Genomic DNA, 20,382 nt, shown 5'->3' on the forward strand with positions numbered 1-20,382 from the left:
CACCCCGGTGCGGGGTGACGGTCAGCGGACGGTCAGAGCTGCTCGTCCTCGGCGAAGGACGGGTCGTCCTCCTCGAAGTCGTTGACGGCGGTGCTCGGGTCGAACCCGGGCGGGGAGTCCTTCAGGTGCAGGGCCATGCCCGCCAGCTTGGCCTTGACCTCGTCGATGGACTTCTGCCCGAAGTTGCGGATGTCGAGCAGGTCGGCCTCGCTGCGCGAGACCAGTTCGCCGACGGTGTGGATGCCCTCGCGCTTGAGGCAGTTGTACGAGCGGACCGTCAGGTCCAGTGCCTCGATCTCCAGCGCGAGGTCGGCCGCGAGCGCTGCGTCGGTCGGCGAGGGGCCCATGTCGATGCCCTCGGCCTCGACGTTGAGCTCGCGCGCCAGTCCGAACAGCTCGGTGAGCGTCTTGCCGGCCGAGGCGACGGCGTCGCGCGGGGTGATGGCGTGCTTGGTCTCCACGTCCACGACGAGGCGGTCGAAGTCCGTCCGCTGCTCGACGCGGGTGGCCTCGACCTTGTACGTGACCTTGAGCACGGGCGAGTAGATCGAGTCGACCGGGATGCGGCCGATCTCCTGCTCGCCGGACTTGTTCTGGGCGGCCGACACGTAGCCGCGGCCACGCTCGACCGTCAGCTCCATCTCGAGCTTGCCCTTGCCGTTGAGGGTCGCGATGTGCAGGTCGGGGTTGTGCACCTCGACACCGGCCGGGGGCGCGATGTCGGCGGCGGTCACGGCACCCGGCCCCTGCTTGCGCAGGTACATCACGACGGGCTCGTCGTGCTCGGAGGAGACCACGAGGTTCTTGACGTTGAGGACGATCTCGGTGACGTCCTCCTTGACCCCCGGCACGCTGGTGAACTCGTGCAGGACGCCGTCGATGCGCAGGCTCGTCACGGCCGCGCCCGGGATGGAGGACAGCAGGGTCCGGCGCAGCGAGTTGCCGAGCGTGTACCCGAAACCGGGCTCGAGGGGCTCGATGACGAAGCGCGAGCGGTACTCGTCGACGACGTCTTCGGTGAGGGTGGGGCGCTGTGCGATCAGCACGGAGGTTCCTTCCCGCGGGCGTCCGCCATATGACGCCCCGCACGCCCGTCAGCATCGGTCCACCGACGGGGTCTGGCTTGTCGACCGGGACCAGCCGGTCGGGGCGGAGCCGGCCACCGCCCCGCAGGGGGTGGCCGGCTCCGTCACCGGGTCAGACGCGCCGGCGCTTGGGCGGCCGGCAGCCGTTGTGCGGGCTGGGGGTGACGTCCTGGATCGCGCCGACCTCCAGGCCGGTGGCCTGCAGCGAGCGGATCGCGGTCTCACGGCCGGAGCCGGGACCCTTGACGAAGACGTCGACCTTGCGCATGCCGTGCTCCTGAGCGCGGCGGGCGGCGGCCTCGGCCGCCATCTGAGCGGCGAACGGGGTGGACTTGCGCGACCCCTTGAAACCGACCTGGCCGGCGGAGGCCCAGGCGATCACCGCACCGGTGGGGTCGGTGATCGAGACGATCGTGTTGTTGAACGTGCTCTTGATGTGCGCGTGGCCGTGCGCGACGTTCTTCTTCTCCTTGCGACGCGGCTTGCGCGTCGCCGTGGCCTGGCGGCTCTTGGGAGGCATGGTGTCCGGACTCCTGGTGGACTGCGACGACTGAGTTCGAGGGCGAGCCGGTGGACGGCTCGCGAGGCGACCCGGAGGGCCGCGCACTGCTTACTTGCGACCGGCCTTCTTCTTGCCGGCCACGGTGCGCTTCGGTCCCTTGCGGGTGCGGGCGTTGGTCTTGGTGCGCTGCCCGCGCACGGGCAGGCCGCGGCGGTGCCGCAGACCCTGGTAGGTGCCGATCTCGACCTTGCGGCGGATGTCGGCGGCCACCTCGCGGCGGAGGTCACCCTCGACGCGGTAGTTGCCCTCGATGTGGTCGCGCAGGGCGACCAGGTCGTCGTCCGAGAGGTCGCGGACGCGCAGGTCCGGGCTGACGCCGGTAGCGGCCAGCGTCTCCTGGGCGCGGGTGCGCCCGACGCCGTAGATGTACGTGAGTGCGATCTCCAGCCGCTTCTCGCGGGGGAGGTCGACACCGACGAGACGTGCCATCGTGGTGGTCCTTCTTCTGTGGCGGAGGTCTGACGCAGCACCGCTCCCGCTCTCGTCGGGCGGGTCCCCGGCCTCCGACCGGGGGTGTCGCCCGCTCCGGTGGTCACCGGGACGGGCGGGTGCTGCAACGGGTGCTGCCGGCTGCGGGGCCCGGCGGCGGGGGTGGTCCTGCGATCAGCCCTGGCGCTGCTTGTGGCGCAGGTTGTCGCAGATGATCATGACCCGGCCGTGACGGCGGATCACCTTGCACTTGTCGCAGATCTTCTTGACGCTCGGCTTGACCTTCATCGTGTCTCCGGTCGTGCAGACCGGACCCCGGCCACGGGCGTGGCGGGACCCCGGCCGGCGGCCAGTGGGGGGATCACTTGTAGCGGTAGACGATGCGCCCGCGGGACAGGTCGTAGGGGCTGAGCTCGACGACCACCCGGTCCTCGGGGAGGATGCGGATGTAGTGCTGCCGCATCTTCCCGGAGATGTGGGCGAGCACCTTGTGACCGTTGCTCAGCTCGACGCGGAACATCGCGTTCGGCAGGGCTTCGATCACGGTGCCTTCGATCTCGATGACGCCGTCCTTCTTCGGCATGTCCTCCGCTTTTCCATCAAGTGTCGGTTCGGTGTCCGCCCGCTCTGCCCGGCGCTGACGCGTCGGAACATGGGCATGGCGGACCGACGGTCAAGCTTAGTCGACGGCGCGCCATACAAGAAATCGGCGCAGCGCGCCGGTGAGACGCGCTGCGCCGCAGTCACTCCTGCGGGACCCGCACCCCGAGCGGGCCGAGCTCGGAGGCTCCGCCGTCGGGGGCGGTGAGCACCCACAGGCCCTCCTCCAGCACCGCCACGGTGTGCTCCCAGTGCGCGGCTCGGGAGCCGTCGGAGGTCACCACGGTCCACTCGTCGGCGAGGACGTCGGTCTCGACGCCCCCGCGGGTGCACATCGGCTCCACGGCCAGGCACAGGCCGGGGCGCACCTTGGGACCGCGCTCCCGGGCCCGGTGGTTGAGCACCTCGGGCGCCATGTGCATCGCCGTGCCGATGCCGTGGCCGGTGTACCCGTCGACGATGGCGAAGCGACCGTCCACCGCGTCCTCCACGGCGGCCCCGACGTCCCCCACTCGCCCACGGCGGTCCAGGGCCGCGATGCCGGCCCACAGGGCCCGGCGGGTGGTCTCCACCAGTTCGACGTCGGCCGGGTCGGCCGGCTCCCCCACGATGGCCGTGAACGCGGAGTCGCCGTGCCAGCCGTCGACGACCGCACCGCCGTCGATGGAGACGACGTCGCCCTCGGCCAGCACTTGGTCACCGGGGATGCCGTGGACGACCACGTGGTTGACGGAGATGCACAGGGTGGCCGGGTAGCCGTGGTAGCCCAGGAAGTTGGACGTGCCGCCACCGGCGCGGATCACCTCGGCGGCGACGGCGTCCAGCTCGCGCGTGGTGATCCCCGGGCGCAGGGCCGCCCGGGCGCTCTCCAGCGCTGCGTGGGTCAGCAGACCCGCGCGCCGCATGGCGACGACCTGTTCCGGCGTCTTGATCTCGATGCGCTCGCGACCGAACAAGGAGCTGCCTCAGCCGGCGTCGGACGCCAGCGCGTCCAGCAGCCGCGCGGTCACCTCGGGCACCTCGCCCAGACCGTCCACGCTGCGCAGCAGACCGCGCTCGGAGTACACCGCGACCAGCGGGGCGGTCTGCTCGGCGTAGACCTGCTGCCGGGTGCGGACGACCTCCTCGGTGTCGTCGCTGCGACCCTCGACCTGGGCGCGCTTCGTCAGGCGGCGCACGAGCTCGTCGGGGTCGGCGGTGATCTCCAGGACCCGGTCGAGCTTCACGCCGGCCACGGCCAGCATGTCGTCGAGCTCGCGGACCTGGTCGGTCGTGCGCGGGTAGCCGTCGAGGATGAAGCCGTCGGCGGCGTCCGGCTGCGCCAGGCGGTCGCGCACCATGGCGTTGGTCACGGAGTCGGGCACGTACTTGCCCGCGTCCAGGTACTCCTGGACCGTCCTGCCCAGGTCGGTGCGCTCCGCGACGTTCGCCCGGAAGATGTCGCCGGTGGAGATCGCCGGGATGCCGAGGCGGTCGGACAGGAGCTTGGCCTGGGTGCCCTTGCCGGCACCGGGCGGACCGAGGAGGACGAGACGACTCATCGCAAGAACCCTTCGTAGTTGCGCTGCTGGAGCTGGGACTCGATCTGCTTCACCGTCTCGAGGCCCACCCCGACGATGATCAGGATCGACGTGCCCCCGAAGGGGAAGTTCGCGTTGGCATTGAACGCCACCAGTGCGATCAGGGGAAGCAGCGAGACGAGCCCCAGGTACAGCGAGCCTGGCAGGGTGATGCGCGTGAGGATGTAGTCGAGGTACTCGGCGGTGGGCCGGCCGGCGCGCACGCCGGGGATGAAGCCGCCGTACTTGCGCATGTTCTCGGCGACCTCGTCCGGGTTGAACGTGATCGCGACGTAGAAGTAGGCGAAGAAGATGATCAGCAGGAAGTAGGTGGCCATGTAGATCGGGTGGTCACCGGTCACGAGGTACCTGTTGATCCACACGACCCAGCCGGCGTCCTGGTCGCTGAACTGCGACACCAGCGCGGGCAGGTACAGCAGCGAGGAGGCGAAGATGACCGGGATGACGCCGGCCATGTTGACCTTCAGCGGGATGTAGGTGGAGCTGCCGCCGAACATGCGCCGGCCGACCATCCGCTTGGCGTACTGCACCGGCACGCGGCGCTGGGACTGCTCCACGGCCACGACGGCGGCCACGACCACCAGGCCCATGAGCAGGACGGCCGCGAACGTCAGCGTGCCGCGCTCGCGCTGGATGGCCCACAGCGACGTGGGGAAGCCCGCTGCGATCTGCGTGAAGATGAGCAGGGACATGCCGTTGCCGACGCCGCGCTCGGTGACCAGCTCGCCCAGCCACATGATCAGCCCGGTGCCCGCGGTCATCGTCATGACCATGAGCACGATCACCGGGATGCTCTGGTCGGGCACCACCTCGGCGTTGCAGGCCGTGCCGAAGAGCCGGGAGGGGTCGCGCGCGATCGTCACGTAGGTCGTCGACTGCAGCACGGCCAGGGCGATGGTCAGGTAGCGCGTGTACTGGGTCAGCTTGGTCGTGCCCTGCTGACCCTCCTTCTTGAGGGCCTCGAAGCGCGGGATCACCACGGTGAGCAGCTGGACGATGATGCTCGCCGTGATGTACGGCATGATCCCGAGCGCGAAGATGCTCAGCTGGAGCAGCGCGCCGCCCGAGAAGAGGTTGACCAACCCCAAGAGGTCGTTGCCGGAGTCGGCGAGCGCGATGCACTGCTGCACGGCGGCGTAGTCCACCCCGGGCGTGGGCACGAAGGAGCCGACACGGACCAGCACGATGATGCCGAGCGTGAACAGCAGCTTGCGGCGCAGGTCCGGCGTGCGGAACGCCCGGGCCAATGCGGTGAGCACGTGAACCTCCTGCGCCACCGCTGCCCGGCGGGGCGCGGCGGGTGGACTTCGAGGACGGACTTGCGGAGACCTGCCGGGTCGGCGTGCGCAGCGTGCTGCGGGCGTCTCCCCGGAGCACCCTACAGTCACCCACAACGCGCACACGGCGGTAGCAGGCGATCACTCGCCGCTACCGCCGTGCGTGGTGGAACAGGGACGCCGCTCAGGAGGCGGTGGTCGTCCCGCCGGCCGCCGCGATCTTCTCGGCGGCCGAGGTGGAGAACTTGTCCGCGGTCACCTGCAGGGCCACGGTGACCTCACCGGTGCCCAGGACCTTGACGGGCTGGCCCTTGCGGACCGCGCCCTTGGCGACCAGGTCCTCGACCGTGACCGTGCCGCCCTCGGGGTACAGGGAGGCCAGCTTGTCGAGGTTGACGACCTGGTACTCGACGCGGAACGGGTTCTTGAACCCGCGCAGCTTCGGCAGGCGCATGTGCAGGGGCATCTGGCCGCCCTCGAACGCCTCGGGCACGGAGTACCGCGCCTTGGTGCCCTTGGTGCCGCGACCGGCGGTCTTGCCCTTGCTGCCCTCACCGCGGCCGACGCGGGTCTTGGCGGTCTTCGCGCCCGGGGCGGGGCGCAGGTGGTGCAGCTTCAGGACGTGCTCGCCCGGCTGGTTCGCCATGTCAGTCAACCTCCTCGACGGTCACGAGGTGCGCCACCGTCTTGGCCATGCCGCGGAACTCGGGCTTGTCGTCCTTGACGACGCTCTGCCCGATCTTGTGCAGCCCGAGGCTGCGGAGGGTGTCCCGCTGGTTCTGCTTACCGCCGATGGCGGACTTCACCTGGGTGACCTTGATGCGACCCATCAGGCGGTCACCCCCTCGGCCCGGGCGCGCAGCAGCGCGGCGGGCGCGACGTGGTCCACCGGCAGCCCGCGGCGCGCCGCGACCTGCTCGGGACGCTCCAGGCCGCGCAGCGCCTCCACCGTCGCGTGGACGATGTTGATGGCGTTGTCGCTGCCCAGGGACTTGGACAGGACGTCGTGGACGCCCGCGCACTCCAGCACGGCGCGCACCGGACCACCGGCGATGACACCGGTACCCGGGGAGGCCGGACGCAGCATGACCACGCCGGCCGCCTTCTCGCCCTGCACGGGGTGCGGGATGGTGCCCTGGATGCGGGGCACGCGGAAGAAGTTCTTCTTGGCCTCCTCGACACCCTTGGCGATCGCCGCGGGCACCTCCTTGGCCTTGCCGTAGCCGACGCCGACGGTGCCGTCGCCGTCGCCCACGACCACGAGGGCCGTGAAGCTGAAGCGGCGGCCGCCCTTGACGACCTTGGCCACGCGGTTGATGGTCACCACGCGCTCGACGAAGTTGCCGCGGTCGCCCGCGTCGCCCCGCCCGCGCTGGTCGCGGCCGCCGTCACGGCGGTCCCGACGGTCGTTGTTGCGGTTGTCGCCGCCGCCGGCCGCACCGGCGCCGGCGCCTCGGCGCTGGGGTCCAGGCATCAGACGTTCCTCATCTCATCGACAGTTCGGGTCATCACAGGGCGAGACCAGCCTCGCGGGCGCCGTCGGCGATCGCCGCCACGCGCCCGGCGTAGCGGTTGCCGCCGCGGTCGAAGACCACGGCCTCGATGCCGGCCGCCTTGGCCCGCTCGCCGACGAGGACGCCGACGGCCTTCGCCTTGGCCGACTTGTCGTCGCTGCTCGCACGCAGGTCCGACTCCATGGTCGAGGCCGACACGAGGGTGTGACCCGCCGCGTCGTCGATGACCTGCACGAAGACGTGCCGGGTGGAGCGGGTGACGACCAGGCGCGGGCGCGCAGCGGTGCCCACGACCTTCTTGCGCACGCGGGTGTGGCGGCGCTTGAGCGACGCGGCCTTGCTCTTCTGGGTGCGCTGGGTGGAGAGAGCCATCGTCACTTACCAGCCTTTCCGACCTTGCGGCGGATCTGCTCGCCGGCGTAGCGCACGCCCTTGCCCTTGTACGGGTCGGGCTTGCGGAGCTTGCGGATGTTCGCAGCGACCTCGCCGACCTGCTGCTTGTCGATGCCGGCCACCGAGAAGCGGGTGTTGTTCTCGACCGCGAAGGTGATGCCGTCCGGCGCCTTGACGACGACCGGGTGGCTGAACCCGAGGGCGAACTCGAGGTCGGAGCCCCGGGCCGTCACGCGGTAACCGGTGCCGACGATCTCGAGGCGCTTCTCGTAGCCCTGGGTCACGCCCTCGACCATGTTGGCCAGGAGCGTGCGGGTCAGGCCGTGCAGGGAGCGAGAGGTCCGCTCGTCGTTCGGGCGAACGACCTGCAGGGTGCCCTCGTCCGTGCGCTCCACCGTGATCGGCGAAGCGATGGTGTGCGTCAGCGTGCCCTTGGGGCCCTTGACCGTGACGGCGGGGCCGTCGATGGTCACGTCCACGCCCGTGGGAACGGGGATCGGGAGTCGACCGATGCGCGACATGAGTCCTCCTCCCTCACCAGACGTAGGCGAGGACTTCCCCACCCACGCCCTTCTTGTTGGCCTGCTTGTCGGTCAGCAGCCCCGAGGACGTGGACAGGATCGCCACGCCGAGGCCACCGAGCACGCGGGGCAGGTTGGTCGACTTCGCGTAGACCCGCAGACCGGGCTTGCTCACGCGGCGCAGGCCGGCGATGGAGCGCTCCCGGTTGGGGCCGAACTTCAGGTTCAGCGTCAGCTTCTTGCCGACCTCGGCGTCCTCGACGGACCAGGAGGCGATGTAGCCCTCGGCCTGGAGGATCTCCGCGATGTGCGACTTGAGCTTGCTGTACGGCATGGAAACCGTGTCGTGGTACGCCGAGTTGGCGTTGCGCAGACGGGTCAACATGTCTGCGATGGGGTCGGTCATCGTCATCGGGCTCGTCCGCCCTTCCTCGCCGGGGTTTCCACACCGCGCTGAGCGGTGCGGACCTGCGGCGTCGTCGTGATGTTGGAGGTCACCAGCTGCTCTTGGTCACACCGGGCAGCTCGCCACGGTGTGCCATCTCCCGCAGGCAGATGCGGCAGATGCCGAACTTGCGGAACACGGCGTGGGGCCGGCCGCAGCGCTGGCAACGGGTGTAGGCGCGGACAGCGAACTTGGGCTTGCGCGCGGCCTTGGTAACGAGAGCGGTCTTCGCCACGGTCAGTTCTCCTTGAACGGGAAGCCCAGCGCACGCAGCAGCGCACGGCCCTCCTCGTCGGTCTTGGCCGTCGTCACGACCGTGATGTCCATGCCGCGGACGCGGTCGATCTTGTCCTGGTCGATCTCGTGGAACATCGACTGCTCGTTGAGACCGAAGGTGTAGTTGCCGTTGCCGTCGAACTGCTTCGCCGACAGGCCGCGGAAGTCGCGGATGCGTGGCAGGGCGAGCGACAGCAGGCGGTCCAGGAACTCCCACATGCGGTCGCCGCGCAGCGTGGTGTGCGCGCCGATCGGCATGCCCTCGCGGAGCTTGAACTGGGCGATCGACTTGCGGGCCTTGGTCACCTGCGGCTTCTGGCCGGTGATGACGGTCAGGTCGCGCACGGCGCCGTCGATCAGCTTGGAGTCGCGAGCGGCCTCGCCGACACCCATGTTCACCACGACCTTGACCAGGCCGGGGATTTGCATGACGTTGCCGTAGGAGAACTGCTCGTGCAGCTGACCCTTGATCTCGTCACGGTAGCGCTGCTTCAGGCGGGGCAGCACGCGGGCTTCAGTCTCAGTAGTCATCAGATGTCCTTGCCGGAGCGCTTGGCGACGCGGATCCGGTTGGTCTTGGTCCGGCCGTCGCGCTCGACCTGCTCGGTGCGGATGCCGACGCGGGTCGGCTTGCCCGTCTCCGGGTCCACCAGCTGCACGTTGCTGATGTGGATCGGGGCCTCGCGGACCTCGATGCCGCCGGCGACACCCGGACGGGCCTTGGTGTGCCGCTTCATCTGGTTGACGCCCTCGACGAGCACGCGCTGCGTGTCGGCGAAGACCTCCAGGACCTTGCCCTGCTTGCCGAGGTCGGAGGTCTTCGTCCCGTCCTCGTTGCGGCGTCCACGCACACGGGTGACGACCTGGACGAGGTCACCCTTCTTGATGCGGATCTTCCCCATGGGTCAGAGCACCTCCGGAGCCAGCGAGATGATGCGCATGAACTTCTTCTCACGCAGTTCGCGACCCACGGGCCCGAAGATGCGGGTGCCGCGCGGGTCGCCGTCGGCGCGGAGGATCACGGCGGCGTTCTCGTCGAAGCGGATGTAGGAACCGTCGGCGCGGCGACGCTCCTTCTTGGTGCGGACGACGACGGCCTTGACCACGTCGCCCTTCTTCACGTTGCCACCGGGGATCGCGTCCTTGACCGTGGCCACGATCACGTCACCGATGCCCGCGTAGCGGCGGCCGGAACCGCCGAGCACGCGGATGCACAGGATCTCCTTGGCACCCGTGTTGTCGGCGACCTTGAGCCGCGACTCCTGCTGGATCACTCTCTACTCCTTCGTCGCGCCGGTTCTCGACGCCCCGCGAGGGGGCGCCGAGCCTGGCCGAACGGACATGGGGTACGGGGGGCGGTGCGCAGCCGCGCTCCGCCCGAGGTCACTTGGCGCGCTCGAGGACCTCGACCACGCGCCAGCGCTTCGTGGCCGACAGCGGCCGGGTCTCGGCGATGAGGACGAGGTCCCCCACGCCGGCCGTCGAAGCCTCGTCGTGCGCCTTGACCTTGGTGGTGCGGCGGATGACCTTGGCGTAGAGCGGGTGCTTCACGCGGTCCTCGACCTCGACCACGACGGTCTTCTGCATCTTGTCGCTGACGACGTAGCCGCGGCGCGTCTTGCGGTAGCCGCGCTCGCTCGTCGCGGCGGCGGCGGTCTGCTCGCTCACTCCGCAGCCTCCTTCGTGATCGGCGCCTCGGTGATGCCGAGCTCGCGCTCGCGCATCGTGGTGTAGATGCGGGAGATGTCCCGCTTGACGGCCCGGAGCCGGGAGTTGTTCTCCAGCTGACCGGTCGCGGACTGGAAGCGCAGGTTGAACAGCTCTTCCTTGGCCTTCTTGAGCTCGTCGACCAGCTTCGCGTCGTCGAACTCACGAAGCTCGTCGGGGCTCAGCCCCTTGGTCCCGATGGCCATCACTCACCACCCTCGCGGCGCACGATCTTGCACTTCACCGGAAGCTTGTGGATGGCGCGGGTCAGCGCCTCCGCAGCGACCTTCTCGTTGGGGAACGACAGCTCGAACATGACCCTTCCCGGCTTCACGTTCGCGATCCACCACTCCGGCGAGCCCTTGCCGGAACCCATGCGGGTCTCGGCGGGCTTCTTCGTGAGCGGCCGGTCCGGGTAGATGTTGATCCAGACCTTGCCGCCACGACGGATGTGGCGGGTGATGGCGATACGGGCCGACTCGATCTGCCGGTTGGTCACGTAGCCGCCTTCGACGGCCATGATCCCGTACTCGCCGAAGGTGACGCGGGTGCCGCCGGTCGCCGCACCACGCCGCGTGGGGTGGTGCTGCTTGCGGTGCTTGACTCGCCGTGGGATGAGCACGACTCAGGCCTCCGTTCCGTTGCTGCCCTTGCCGGTGACGGCCTCGTTCGCCGCAGTCCCGGTCGGGGCGCTGCCGGCGCTGGCGGCCTCGGCCACCGGCGCGCTGGCCGCGTCCTGAGCGGGACGGGGACGACGGCCGCCGCGGTCGGGGCGGTCGCCGCGCTCGCCACGACGCGGGGCGCGCGGAGCGGCGGCCTGCGACTGGGCGAGCTCACGGCTGGTGACGTCACCGTGGTAGATCCAGACCTTCACGCCGATGCGGCCGAAGGTCGTGCGGGCCTCGTAGAAGCCGTAGTCGATGTTCGCGCGCAGCGTGTGCAGCGGCACACGACCCTCGCGGTAGAACTCGGAGCGGCTCATCTCGGCGCCGCCCAGGCGGCCGGCGCACTGCACGCGGATGCCCTTGGCACCGGAGCGCAGGGACGTCTGCATGCCCTTGCGCATGGCGCGGCGGAACGACACGCGGCTGGCGAGCTGCTCGGCGATGCCCTGCGCCACGAGCTGGGCGTCCACCTCGGGGTTCTTGACCTCGAGGATGTTCAGCTGCACCTGCTTTCCGGTGAGCTTCTCCAGCTCACCGCGGATGCGGTCGGCCTCCGCGCCGCGACGGCCGATGACGATGCCCGGCCGGGCGGTGTGGATGTCGACGCGCACGCGGTCGCGGGTGCGCTCGATCTCGACCTTGGAGATGCCGGCCCGCTCCATGCCCTTGGACATGAGGCGGCGGATCGCGACGTCCTCCTTGACGTAGTCGGCGTAGCGCTGACCCGTCTTGGTGGAGTCCGCGAACCAGCGGCTCTTGTGGTCGGTGGTGATGCCCAGTCGGAACCCGTGCGGGTTGACCTTCTGTCCCACTAGCGGGTCCTCCTCGTCTTCTTGGCGCCGGCGACGGCGGGGGCGACGACCACCGTGATGTGGCTGGTGCGCTTCAGGATGCGTCCCGCGCGGCCCTGGGCGCGGGGACGGAAGCGCTTCATGGTGGGGCCTTCGTCGACGTGGATCGCCTTGACCACGTAGTCGTTGGGGTCGAACGCCTCAGAGTGCTTGTCCGCGAGGAACTTCGCGTTCGCGATGGCGCTCTCGACGAGCTTCCGCACCGGCTCGGCCGCCGACTGCGGGGCGAACGAGAGCACGGCGACGGCCTCGGTGGCCTGCTTGCCCCGGACGAGGTCGACGACTCGGCGCGCCTTCTGGGGCGTGACGCGGAGGTACCGCGTCTGCGCCTTGGCTTCCATCCCTGTCCTGCCTTCTGGTCTCAGTCTGTGACGTCGTCGATGAGCGGTGCTCAGCGACGACGCCCCTTGCGGTCGTCCTTCTCGTGGCCCTTGAACGTGCGCGTGGGCGCGAACTCGCCGAGCTTGTGCCCCACCATCGCCTCGGTGACGAAGACGGGGACGTGCTTGCGGCCGTCGTGCACCGCGAACGTGTGGCCCAGGAAGTCCGGCGTGATGACCGAACGGCGGGACCAGGTACGGATGACGTTGTGCGTGCCGGCCTCGTTCTGCGAGTCCACCTTCCTCTGAAGGTGGTCGTCGATGAACGGGCCCTTCTTCAAGCTGCGAGGCATGCTGGCCTGGACTCCCTATCAGCGCTTCTTGCCGGTGCGGCGACGACGGACGATGAGCTTGTCGCTCTCCTTGCCCGGACGCCGCGTGCGGCCCTCAGGCTGACCCCAGGGGCTGACGGGGTGACGGCCACCGGACGTCTTGCCCTCACCACCACCGTGCGGGTGGTCGATCGGGTTCATGGCGACTCCACGGACGGTCGGGCGCTTGCCCTTCCAGCGCATGCGGCCGGCCTTGCCCCAGTTGATGTTCGACTGCTCGGCGTTGCCCACCTCGCCGATCGTCGCGCGGCAGCGGACGTCGACGTTGCGGATCTCACCGGAGGGCATGCGGAGCTGCGCGAAGCGGCCCTCGCGGGCCACCAGCTGCACGCTGGCACCGGCGGAGCGGGCGATCTTCGCACCGCCACCGGGGCGCAGCTCGATCGCGTGGATCACGGTGCCGACCGGGATGTTGCGCAGCGGCAGGTTGTTGCCCGGCTTGATGTCGGCCGTGGGGCCGTTCTCGATCCGGTCGCCCTGCTTCAGACGGGTCGGCGCGATGATGTAGCGCTTCTCGCCGTCCACGTAGTGCAGCAGCGCGATGCGCGCGGTGCGGTTGGGGTCGTACTCGATGTGCGCGACCTTCGCCGGCACGCCGTCCTTGTCGTCACGACGGAAGTCGATGACGCGGTAGGCGCGCTTGTGGCCACCACCGATGTGGCGGGTCGTGATGCGCCCGGTCGAGTTGCGGCCGCCGGACTTGGTGAGGGGGCGGACGAGCGACTTCTCCGGCTCGCTCCGCGTGACCTCGACGAAGTCGGCGACGGACGAGCCGCGGCGGCCCGGCGTCGTCGGCTTGTACTTGCGGATTCCCATTGCGTCGGTTCCTCGGGTTCGAAGGTGTCTACGGCAGTCGTGCGAGCCCTGGGGCTCAGGCGACCGAGCCGCCGAAGATGTCGATCGTGCCCTCGCGCAACGTCACGATGGCCCGCTTGGTGTCCTTGCGCTTGCCGGTGCCGTACCGGGTGCGCCGGCTCTTGCCCTGCCGGTTCGCGGTGTTCACCGCGGAGACCTTCACGCCGAACACCTTCTCGACCGCCATCTTGATCTCGGTCTTGTTCGCCGCCGGGTCCACGATGAACGTGTACTTGCCCTCGTCGATGAGCCCGTAGCTCTTCTCCGAGACGACCGGAGCGATGAGGATGTCGCGCGGGTCCTTCTGGGTTCCGCCGATCGAGCTCACAGGGTGCTCCCTTCCGACTCCGCCGCCACCGCGGTCGCGCTGCGACCCTTCGGCGGCCCCGCGACGAAGGCGTCCAGCGCCGCGCGGGTGAAGACGACGTCGTCGCTCTTGACCACGTCGTAGGTGTTCAGCTGGTCCGCGGGCAGGACGTGCACGCCGGCGATGTTGCGCAGGCTCTTGGCCGCCACCTCGTCGTCGCGGGTCAGGACGACCAGCACGTTCTTGCGGCCGGAGAGCGCGGCCAGCAGCTTCACGGCGACCTTGGTCGAGGGGGCCTCGCCGATGGCCAGGGCCTCCACCACGTGGAGGCGCTCGTGGCGCACCCGGTCGGAGAGCGCACCGCGCAGGGCGGCGGCCTTCATCTTCTTGGGCGTCCGCTGCGAGTAGTCGCGCGGCTGCGGGCCGTGGACGATGCCACCGCCGGTGAACTGCGGGGCGCGCAGCGAGCCCTGACGGGCGCGGCCGGTGCCCTTCTGCTTGTAGGGCTTCCTGCCACCGCCTCGCACCTCGCCACGGCTCTTGGTGGAGTGGGTGCCCTGGCGCGCGGCGGCCAGCTGGGCCGTCACGACCTGGTGGATCAGCGGGAGGTTCACCTGGCGGCCGAAGTCGGCCGCGGGCAGCTCCACGGTGCCGCTGGTGCCGCCGTCGGCGGTGCGCAGCGGGACGGTGATGGCCTCAGTCGTCGCGGTCATCTGCTCAGGCCTCCTTCACGCGCGCCTTGGCGGCGGTCTTGACGAGCACGAGCGCGCCGCGGGGACCGGGGACGGCGCCCGTGATGAGCAGCAGACCCTTCTCCGCGTCGACCGCGTGCACGGTCAGGTTCTGGGTCGTCTGGCGCACGGCACCCATGCGACCGGCCATGCGCAGGCCCTTGAAGACGCGGCCCGGCGTGGCGCACCCGCCGATGGAGCCCGGCTTGCGGTGGTTGCGGTGCGAGCCGTGGGAAGCGCTCACACCCGCGAAGCCGTGGCGCTTCATGACGCCCGCGAAGCCCTTGCCCTTCGTGGTGCCGACCACGTCGACGGTGGTGCCCGCGTCGAACACCTCGGCCGTGACCTCCTGGCCCGGCTCGTAGGACGCGGCGTCCGTGGTGCGCAGCTCGACCAGGTGACGGCGGGGCGCCACACCGGCCTTCGCGAAGTGCCCGGCAGCCGGCTTGCTCGCCTTGCGCTGCGGGATCGCCGTGGTGGCGAGCTGGACGGCCTCGTAGCCGTCGGTGGTAGTGGTGCGGACCTGGGTCACGACGTTGGGCTCGACCTTGACGACCGTGACGGGGATGAGGCGGTTGGCCTCGTCCCACAGCTGCGTCATGCCGAGCTTGGTGCCGAGCACCCCTCGCACTTGCCTGTCGCTCATCGTGTGCAGTCCCTCAGAGCTTGATCTCGATGTCGACACCGGCCGGGAGGTCGAGACGCATGAGCGAGTCGACGGTCTTCGGCGTGGGGTCGATGATGTCGATGAGGCGCTTGTGCGTGCGCATCTCGAAGTGCTCGCGGCTGTCCTTGTACTTGTGCGGCGAGCGGATCACGCAGTAGACGTTCTTCTCGGTCGGCAGCGGCACGGGGCCGGCGACGGAAGCGCCGGTACGGGTCACCGTGTCGACGATCTTGCGCGCCGAGCTGTCGATGACCTCGTGGTCGTAGGCCTTGAGCCTGATGCGGATCTTCTGTCCCGCCATGGCGTCGTCTGACTCTCTCTCTTCGTACCGCTACTGACTCGCGCGCGGCGCGGAGCCCCGTCAGGGGCTCCGACCCCCGAGGTCGGGCGTGTCGCGCTCTCGCACGATCTGCACCCTCGCCCGGTTGCCCGGTGTGGTCCCTAGCCGTGGTCACCCACGGCGGTCGTCCTGTTCAGGTTGACCGTCCGCCGCCCGTACGAGACGTTCGACGTTCGCGGTCGCCGGTCGCCTGGCGGGATTCACCCGCGGCGGCACAGCAACCCCGATAGTCTGCCAGACAGGACCCCACCTTGGCGAATCGAGCCGTGCGCGGAGGACTGGGCAGGCGCCGCCGGCGGCGGCGCCCCTCACGACGGAGGGGCGGGCCCGAGTGGACCCGCCCCTCCGCGCGGAGAGCGACCCGGCGGGGGGCTCTCGCTCCCCCGCCGGCTCAGCTCACTTGAGGATCTTCGTGACCCGACCGGCGCCGACGGTGCGGCCACCCTCACGGATCGCGAACTTCAGGCCCTCTTCCATCGCGATGGGCTGGATGAGGTCGACCTTCATCTCGGTGTTGTCGCCGGGCATGACCATCTCGGTGCCCTCGGGCAGCGAGACGACGCCGGTGACGTCGGTCGTCCGGAAGTAGAACTGCGGACGGTAGTTGTTGTAGAAGGGCGTGTGACGGCCACCCTCGTCCTTGGACAGGATGTAGGCCTGGCCCTCGAACTCGGTGTGCGGCGTGATGCTGCCCGGCTTCACGACGACCTGGCCGCGCTCGACGTCGTCACGCTTGAGACCGCGCAGCAGCAGGGCGGCGTTGTCGCCGGCCTGGCCGGTGTCCAGCATCTTGTTGAACATCTCGATGCTGGTCACGGTGGTCTTGGTGGAGGTCGGCTTGATGCCGACGACCTCGACCTCCTGGTTGACGTTGAGGACACCGCGCTCGATGCGGCCGGTCACGACGGTGCCGCGGCCGGTGATCGTGAAGACGTCCTCGATCGGCATCAGGAAGGGCTGGTCGATCGCACGCTCGGGCTCGGGGATCGCGGTGTCGACCGCGTTCATGAGCTCCATGAGCTTGTCGCCCCACTCGGCGTCGCCCTCGAGGGCCTTCAGCGCGGAGACCCGGACGACGGGGACGTCGTCACCGGGGAACTCGTAGCTGGAGAGGAGCTCGCGCACCTCCATCTCGACGAGCTCGAGCAGCTCCTCGTCCTCGACCATGTCGGCCTTGTTCAGGGCCACGACGATGTAGGGGACGCCGACCTGGCGGGCCAGGATGACGTGCTCCTTGGTCTGGGGCATGGGGCCGTCGGTCGCCGCGACCACCAGGATGGCGCCGTCCATCTGCGCCGCACCGGTGATCATGTTCTTGATGTAGTCCGCGTGACCCGGGCAGTCGACGTGCGCGTAGTGGCGCGCCTCGGTCTGGTACTCGACGTGCGCGATCGAGATGGTGATCCCGCGCTGACGCTCTTCGGGGGCCTTGTCGATCTGGTCGAACGCCGAGGCCTGGTTGAGCTCCGGGTACTTGTCGTGCAGCACGCGGGTGATCGCCGCCGTCAGCGTCGTCTTCCCGTGGTCGATGTGACCGATCGTGCCGATGTTGACGTGCGGCTTAGTCCGCTCGAACTTCGCCTTCGCCACTGGGGGTCCTCCTCGGACTGTCGCTTCTTCCCCGTCCCGTGGATCGGGCGGGTGGGTGAGAGTGGCCGGCCGCCGTCTGGTGACCGGTCTGGTGCCGGCGGGGGGTGTGGACCCCCCGCCGGCTCCCGGGGCGGTTACTCCCCGCGGACCTTCTTCACGATCTCCTCCGCCACGTTCCGGGGAACCTCGGCGTAGTTGGAGAACTGCATCGTGTAGACCGCACGACCCTGGGTCTTGGACCGCAGGTCGCCGACGTAGCCGAACATCTCCGACAGCGGCACGGTCGCCTTGACGACCTTGGCCCCGCTGACGTCCTCCATGGACTCGATCTGCCCACGGCGGGAGTTCAGGTCGCCGATGACTTCACCCATGTAGTCGGCGGGCGTACGCACCTCGACGGACATCACGGGCTCGAGGAGCACCGGGTCGGCGCGCTTGACGGCCTCCTTGAGGACCATCGAGCCCGCGATCTTGAACGCCATCTCGGAGGAGTCGACGTCGTGCGCAGCACCGTCGAGGAGGCTCGCCTTGATGCCCACGAGCGGGTAGCCCGCGACCACGCCGAGCTGCATGGCGTCCTGGATGCCGGCGTCCACGGAGGGGATGTACTCGCGCGGGACGCGGCCACCGGTGACCTTGTTGTCGAACTGGTAGAACTCCCCGTCGGAGGTGTCCAGCGGCTCGATGGTCACCTGGACCTTCGCGTACTGGCCCGACCCACCCGTCTGCTTCTTGTGGGTGTAGTCCATCTTCTCGACCGCGCGGCGGATCGTCTCGCGGTAGGCCACCTGCGGCTTGCCGACGTTCGCCTCGACCTTGAACTCGCGCTTCATGCGGTCGACGAGGATGTCGAGGTGGAGCTCGCCCATCCCCTTGATGATGGTCTGGCCGGTCTCCTGGTCGAGCTCCACCTGGAAGGTGGGGTCCTCCTCGGCCAGGCGCTGGATCGCGGTGCCCAGCTTCTCCTGGTCGCCCTTCGTCTTGGGCTCGATGGCCACGGAGATGACGGGCTCGGGGAAGGTCATCGACTCGAGGACGACCTGCTGCGCCGCGTCGGACAGCGTGTCGCCGGTCGTCGTCTCCTTGAGGCCGATCATCGCGTAGATGTGGCCCGCGCGAGCCTCCTCGACCGGGTTCTCCTTGTTGGAGTGCATCTGGAAGAGCTTCCCGATGCGCTCCTTCTTGCCCTTGGTCGAGTTCACGACCTGGGAACCGGCGGCGACCCGCCCGGAGTACACGCGCACGTAGGTCAGCTTCCCGAAGAACGGGTGCGCCGCGACCTTGAAGGCCAGGGCCGAGAACGGCTCGTCGGCGTCCGGCTTGCGGATGATCTCCACCGACTCGTCGCCCACCTTGTGGCCGATCATCGGCTTCACGTCCAGCGGGGACGGCAGGTAGTCGAGGACCGCGTCGAGCATGGGCTGCACGCCCTTGTTCTTGAACGCGGAACCGCAGAAGACCGGGTAGACCTCGCTGGCGATCGTCAGCTTGCGCACGGCGGCCTTGATCTCCTCGGGGGTGAGGTCCTCGCCCCCGAGGTACTTCTCCAGCAGGGCCTCGTCGGTCTCGGCGACGCGCTCCACCAGCTTCTGGCGGTACTCGTCGGCCTGCGCCTGCAGCTCGGCCGGGATCGGGCCCTTCTCGTACGCCTCGCCCTTGGCCGCTTCCGCGCTCCAGGTCAGGGAGCGCATGTAGACCAGGTCGATGACGCCCTGGAAGTCGTTCTCCGCGCCGATCGGGATCTGCATGACGAGGGGCTCGGCACCCAGGCGCTCGATGATCGTGCGCACGGTGAAGAAGAAGTCGGCGCCGAGCTTGTCCATCTTGTTGACGAAGCAGATGCGGGGGACGTCGTACTTGTCCGCCTGCCGCCACACCGTCTCGGACTGGGGCTCGACGCCCTCCTTGCCGTCGAAGACGGCGACCGCACCGTCGAGGACGCGCAGCGACCGCTCGACCTCGACCGTGAAGTCGACGTGGCCGGGCGTGTCGATGATGTTGATCTGGGTGCCCTCCCAGAAGCAGGTGGTGGCGGCGGAGGTGATGGTGATCCCCCGCTCCTGCTCCTGCTCCATCCAGTCCATCGTGGCCGCGCCGTCGTGGACCTCACCGATCTTGTAGTTGATCCCCGTGTAGAAGAGGATCCGCTCGGTGGTCGTGGTCTTGCCGGCGTCGATGTGGGCCATGATGCCGATGTTGCGGACCTTGGTCAGGTCCGTCAGCACGTCCTGTGCCACGGTTTACTGCCTCTTCCCTGGGATCGAGGGGGTGAGTCGGCGAGGAACCGCTGGGGTCACCAGCGGTAGTGCGCGAAGGCCCGGTTCGACTCGGCCATCTTGTGGGTGTCCTCACGGCGCTTCACCGCGGCACCGAGGCCGTTCGAGGCGTCGAGGATCTCGTTGAGCAGGCGCTCGGTCATCGTCTTCTCACGACGCTGGCGGGCGTAGCCCACCAGCCAGCGCAGGGCCAGCGTCGTGGAGCGGCTGGGGCGCACCTCGATCGGCACCTGGTAGGTCGACCCGCCGACGCGGCGGGAACGGACCTCGAGCGCCGGCTTGACGTTGTCCAGGGCGCGCTTGAGGACGACGACGGGGTCACCGCCGGTCTTGTCGCGCGCACCCTCGAGGGCGCCGTAGACGATCGACTCGGCGACGGACTTCTTGCCGTCGAGGAGGATCTTGTTGACGAGCTGCGTCACCAGCGGGGACTGGTAGACGGGGTCCACCACGAGGGGACGCTTGGGGGCGGGGCCCTTGCGCGGCATCAGCTCTTCTCCTTCTTCGCGCCGTAGCGGCTGCGCGCCTGCTTGCGGTTCTTGACGCCCTGGGTGTCCAGGGAACCGCGGACGATCTTGTAGCGGACGCCGGGGAGGTCCTTCACCCGGCCGCCGCGCACCAGGACCATCGAGTGCTCCTGGAGGTTGTGCCCGACGCCGGGGATGTAGGCGGTCACCTCGATGCCGCTGGTGAGCTTCACGCGCGCCACCTTGCGCAGCGCGGAGTTCGGCTTCTTCGGGGTGGTCGTGTACACGCGCGTGCACACGCCGCGGCGCTGCGGGCTGCCCTTGAGGGCGGGCGTCTTGGTCTTGACGACCTTGTCCTCCCGGCCCTTGCGGACCAGCTGCTGGATGGTGGGCACCCTGTCTCCGTCTGTCGATCTCGTTCGTCGGCTGTGCTGCTCGGGACGCGCCGCTCGTCGTGAGCCGGCGCTCGACCCGCCGCCGACCCACGAGGTCGGGCGTGTCGTTCGTTCGAGGACCCGAGCCGGTGACGTCC

The 20,382-nt window shown here is 69.4% G+C and carries 33 protein-coding genes; all 33 read right to left on the reverse strand.

Going from position 1 to position 20,382, the window contains the following annotated elements:
* Positions 1-32 precede the first annotated feature (32 nt).
* Positions 33-1,046 (reverse strand): DNA-directed RNA polymerase subunit alpha, encoded by a 1,014-nt coding sequence (locus ACRYR8_RS07095; RefSeq protein WP_432483576.1) that lies wholly within the window; start codon positions 1,044-1,046, stop codon positions 33-35.
* Between the two features lie 151 nt (positions 1,047-1,197).
* A complete protein-coding gene (gene rpsK, locus ACRYR8_RS07100; protein WP_106209584.1) occupies positions 1,198-1,605 on the reverse strand; it encodes a 30S ribosomal protein S11 in 408 nt (135 codons plus the stop codon).
* 90 nt (positions 1,606-1,695) lie between these two features.
* Positions 1,696-2,076 carry a 30S ribosomal protein S13 gene (gene rpsM, locus ACRYR8_RS07105; RefSeq protein WP_432483579.1) on the reverse strand — a complete coding sequence of 127 codons (381 nt, stop codon included), beginning with the start codon at positions 2,074-2,076 and terminating at the stop codon, positions 1,696-1,698.
* A gap of 174 nt (positions 2,077-2,250) precedes the next feature.
* On the reverse strand, positions 2,251-2,364 hold the full coding sequence (gene rpmJ, locus ACRYR8_RS07110; protein ID WP_106209588.1) for a 50S ribosomal protein L36: 114 nt from the start codon (positions 2,362-2,364) through the stop codon (positions 2,251-2,253).
* A gap of 73 nt (positions 2,365-2,437) precedes the next feature.
* Positions 2,438-2,659 (reverse strand): translation initiation factor IF-1, encoded by a 222-nt coding sequence (gene infA, locus ACRYR8_RS07115; RefSeq protein ID WP_012084955.1) that lies wholly within the window; start codon positions 2,657-2,659, stop codon positions 2,438-2,440.
* 160 nt (positions 2,660-2,819) lie between these two features.
* On the reverse strand, positions 2,820-3,632 hold the full coding sequence (gene map, locus ACRYR8_RS07120; protein WP_432483582.1) for a type I methionyl aminopeptidase: 813 nt from the start codon (positions 3,630-3,632) through the stop codon (positions 2,820-2,822).
* A gap of 9 nt (positions 3,633-3,641) precedes the next feature.
* Positions 3,642-4,217, reverse strand: coding sequence for an adenylate kinase (locus ACRYR8_RS07125; protein ID WP_432483584.1), 576 nt, complete (start codon positions 4,215-4,217; stop codon positions 3,642-3,644).
* The gene (secY, locus tag ACRYR8_RS07130; RefSeq protein WP_432483586.1) at positions 4,214-5,515 is read right to left on the reverse strand and encodes a preprotein translocase subunit SecY; all 1,302 of its coding nucleotides are present in this window, start codon (positions 5,513-5,515) and stop codon (positions 4,214-4,216) included. The genes ACRYR8_RS07125 and secY overlap by 4 nt, the downstream gene beginning before the upstream one ends.
* A 202-nt stretch (positions 5,516-5,717) precedes the next feature.
* Complete coding sequence (gene rplO, locus ACRYR8_RS07135; protein ID WP_432483588.1) at positions 5,718-6,179, reverse strand: 50S ribosomal protein L15; 462 nt, start codon at positions 6,177-6,179, stop codon at positions 5,718-5,720.
* A gap of 1 nt (position 6,180) precedes the next feature.
* A complete protein-coding gene (gene rpmD / locus ACRYR8_RS07140) occupies positions 6,181-6,363 on the reverse strand; it encodes a 50S ribosomal protein L30 (RefSeq protein WP_432483590.1) in 183 nt (60 codons plus the stop codon).
* Positions 6,363-7,007 carry a 30S ribosomal protein S5 gene (gene rpsE, locus ACRYR8_RS07145; protein ID WP_432483592.1) on the reverse strand — a complete coding sequence of 215 codons (645 nt, stop codon included), beginning with the start codon at positions 7,005-7,007 and terminating at the stop codon, positions 6,363-6,365. Before rpsE ends, rpmD begins: the two co-directional genes overlap by 1 nt.
* Positions 7,008-7,041: 34 nt before the next feature.
* A complete protein-coding gene (rplR, locus tag ACRYR8_RS07150; RefSeq protein ID WP_432483594.1) occupies positions 7,042-7,419 on the reverse strand; it encodes a 50S ribosomal protein L18 in 378 nt (125 codons plus the stop codon).
* A 2-nt stretch (positions 7,420-7,421) separates the two neighbouring features.
* Positions 7,422-7,961: a 50S ribosomal protein L6 gene (rplF, locus tag ACRYR8_RS07155; RefSeq protein WP_432483596.1), complete on the reverse strand. Its 540-nt coding sequence runs from the start codon at positions 7,959-7,961 to the stop codon at positions 7,422-7,424.
* A gap of 13 nt (positions 7,962-7,974) precedes the next feature.
* Positions 7,975-8,373 (reverse strand): 30S ribosomal protein S8, encoded by a 399-nt coding sequence (rpsH, locus tag ACRYR8_RS07160; protein ID WP_432483598.1) that lies wholly within the window; start codon positions 8,371-8,373, stop codon positions 7,975-7,977.
* 82 nt (positions 8,374-8,455) lie between these two features.
* Positions 8,456-8,641 carry a type Z 30S ribosomal protein S14 gene (locus ACRYR8_RS07165; protein WP_369055792.1) on the reverse strand — a complete coding sequence of 62 codons (186 nt, stop codon included), beginning with the start codon at positions 8,639-8,641 and terminating at the stop codon, positions 8,456-8,458.
* Between the two features lie 2 nt (positions 8,642-8,643).
* A complete protein-coding gene (rplE, locus tag ACRYR8_RS07170; protein WP_432483600.1) occupies positions 8,644-9,213 on the reverse strand; it encodes a 50S ribosomal protein L5 in 570 nt (189 codons plus the stop codon).
* The gene (gene rplX, locus ACRYR8_RS07175; RefSeq protein WP_432483602.1) at positions 9,213-9,584 is read right to left on the reverse strand and encodes a 50S ribosomal protein L24; all 372 of its coding nucleotides are present in this window, start codon (positions 9,582-9,584) and stop codon (positions 9,213-9,215) included. The genes rplE and rplX overlap by 1 nt, the downstream gene beginning before the upstream one ends.
* Before the next feature lie 3 nt (positions 9,585-9,587).
* Complete coding sequence (gene rplN / locus ACRYR8_RS07180; RefSeq protein WP_166609817.1) at positions 9,588-9,956, reverse strand: 50S ribosomal protein L14; 369 nt, start codon at positions 9,954-9,956, stop codon at positions 9,588-9,590.
* Positions 9,957-10,065: 109 nt separating this feature from the next.
* The gene (rpsQ, locus tag ACRYR8_RS07185) at positions 10,066-10,350 is read right to left on the reverse strand and encodes a 30S ribosomal protein S17 (RefSeq protein ID WP_308220261.1); all 285 of its coding nucleotides are present in this window, start codon (positions 10,348-10,350) and stop codon (positions 10,066-10,068) included.
* A complete protein-coding gene (gene rpmC, locus ACRYR8_RS07190; RefSeq protein ID WP_432483605.1) occupies positions 10,347-10,595 on the reverse strand; it encodes a 50S ribosomal protein L29 in 249 nt (82 codons plus the stop codon). Before rpmC ends, rpsQ begins: the two co-directional genes overlap by 4 nt.
* Positions 10,595-11,011: a 50S ribosomal protein L16 gene (rplP, locus tag ACRYR8_RS07195; protein ID WP_432483607.1), complete on the reverse strand. Its 417-nt coding sequence runs from the start codon at positions 11,009-11,011 to the stop codon at positions 10,595-10,597. The genes rpmC and rplP overlap by 1 nt, the downstream gene beginning before the upstream one ends.
* 3 nt (positions 11,012-11,014) lie before the next feature.
* Complete coding sequence (gene rpsC / locus ACRYR8_RS07200; RefSeq protein WP_432483609.1) at positions 11,015-11,866, reverse strand: 30S ribosomal protein S3; 852 nt, start codon at positions 11,864-11,866, stop codon at positions 11,015-11,017.
* Positions 11,866-12,246, reverse strand: coding sequence for a 50S ribosomal protein L22 (gene rplV, locus ACRYR8_RS07205; protein WP_242126757.1), 381 nt, complete (start codon positions 12,244-12,246; stop codon positions 11,866-11,868). Before rplV ends, rpsC begins: the two co-directional genes overlap by 1 nt.
* A gap of 50 nt (positions 12,247-12,296) precedes the next feature.
* Positions 12,297-12,578: a 30S ribosomal protein S19 gene (gene rpsS / locus ACRYR8_RS07210; protein ID WP_432483611.1), complete on the reverse strand. Its 282-nt coding sequence runs from the start codon at positions 12,576-12,578 to the stop codon at positions 12,297-12,299.
* Between the two features lie 18 nt (positions 12,579-12,596).
* Positions 12,597-13,433: a 50S ribosomal protein L2 gene (gene rplB / locus ACRYR8_RS07215; RefSeq protein WP_432483613.1), complete on the reverse strand. Its 837-nt coding sequence runs from the start codon at positions 13,431-13,433 to the stop codon at positions 12,597-12,599.
* A 55-nt stretch (positions 13,434-13,488) separates the two neighbouring features.
* Complete coding sequence (gene rplW / locus ACRYR8_RS07220; protein WP_432483636.1) at positions 13,489-13,791, reverse strand: 50S ribosomal protein L23; 303 nt, start codon at positions 13,789-13,791, stop codon at positions 13,489-13,491.
* A gap of 5 nt (positions 13,792-13,796) precedes the next feature.
* On the reverse strand, positions 13,797-14,492 hold the full coding sequence (gene rplD, locus ACRYR8_RS07225; protein ID WP_432483615.1) for a 50S ribosomal protein L4: 696 nt from the start codon (positions 14,490-14,492) through the stop codon (positions 13,797-13,799).
* 4 nt (positions 14,493-14,496) lie between these two features.
* Entirely contained in the window at positions 14,497-15,156 is a 660-nt protein-coding gene (gene rplC, locus ACRYR8_RS07230) for a 50S ribosomal protein L3 (RefSeq protein ID WP_432483617.1), read from the reverse strand.
* 13 nt (positions 15,157-15,169) lie between these two features.
* The gene (gene rpsJ / locus ACRYR8_RS07235; protein ID WP_012084982.1) at positions 15,170-15,478 is read right to left on the reverse strand and encodes a 30S ribosomal protein S10; all 309 of its coding nucleotides are present in this window, start codon (positions 15,476-15,478) and stop codon (positions 15,170-15,172) included.
* Positions 15,479-15,913: 435 nt separating this feature from the next.
* On the reverse strand, positions 15,914-17,107 hold the full coding sequence (gene tuf / locus ACRYR8_RS07240) for an elongation factor Tu (RefSeq protein WP_432483620.1): 1,194 nt from the start codon (positions 17,105-17,107) through the stop codon (positions 15,914-15,916).
* A 134-nt stretch (positions 17,108-17,241) separates the two neighbouring features.
* Positions 17,242-19,344, reverse strand: coding sequence for an elongation factor G (gene fusA, locus ACRYR8_RS07245; protein WP_432483622.1), 2,103 nt, complete (start codon positions 19,342-19,344; stop codon positions 17,242-17,244).
* A 56-nt stretch (positions 19,345-19,400) separates the two neighbouring features.
* The gene (rpsG, locus tag ACRYR8_RS07250) at positions 19,401-19,871 is read right to left on the reverse strand and encodes a 30S ribosomal protein S7 (protein WP_432483624.1); all 471 of its coding nucleotides are present in this window, start codon (positions 19,869-19,871) and stop codon (positions 19,401-19,403) included.
* Positions 19,871-20,245: a 30S ribosomal protein S12 gene (gene rpsL, locus ACRYR8_RS07255; protein ID WP_012084987.1), complete on the reverse strand. Its 375-nt coding sequence runs from the start codon at positions 20,243-20,245 to the stop codon at positions 19,871-19,873. Before rpsL ends, rpsG begins: the two co-directional genes overlap by 1 nt.
* Positions 20,246-20,382: the final 137 nt, after the last annotated feature.

Origin of the sequence: Kineococcus esterisolvens (assembly GCF_050871405.1) — a bacterium.
Classification (GTDB): Bacteria; Actinomycetota; Actinomycetes; order Actinomycetales; family Kineococcaceae; genus Kineococcus.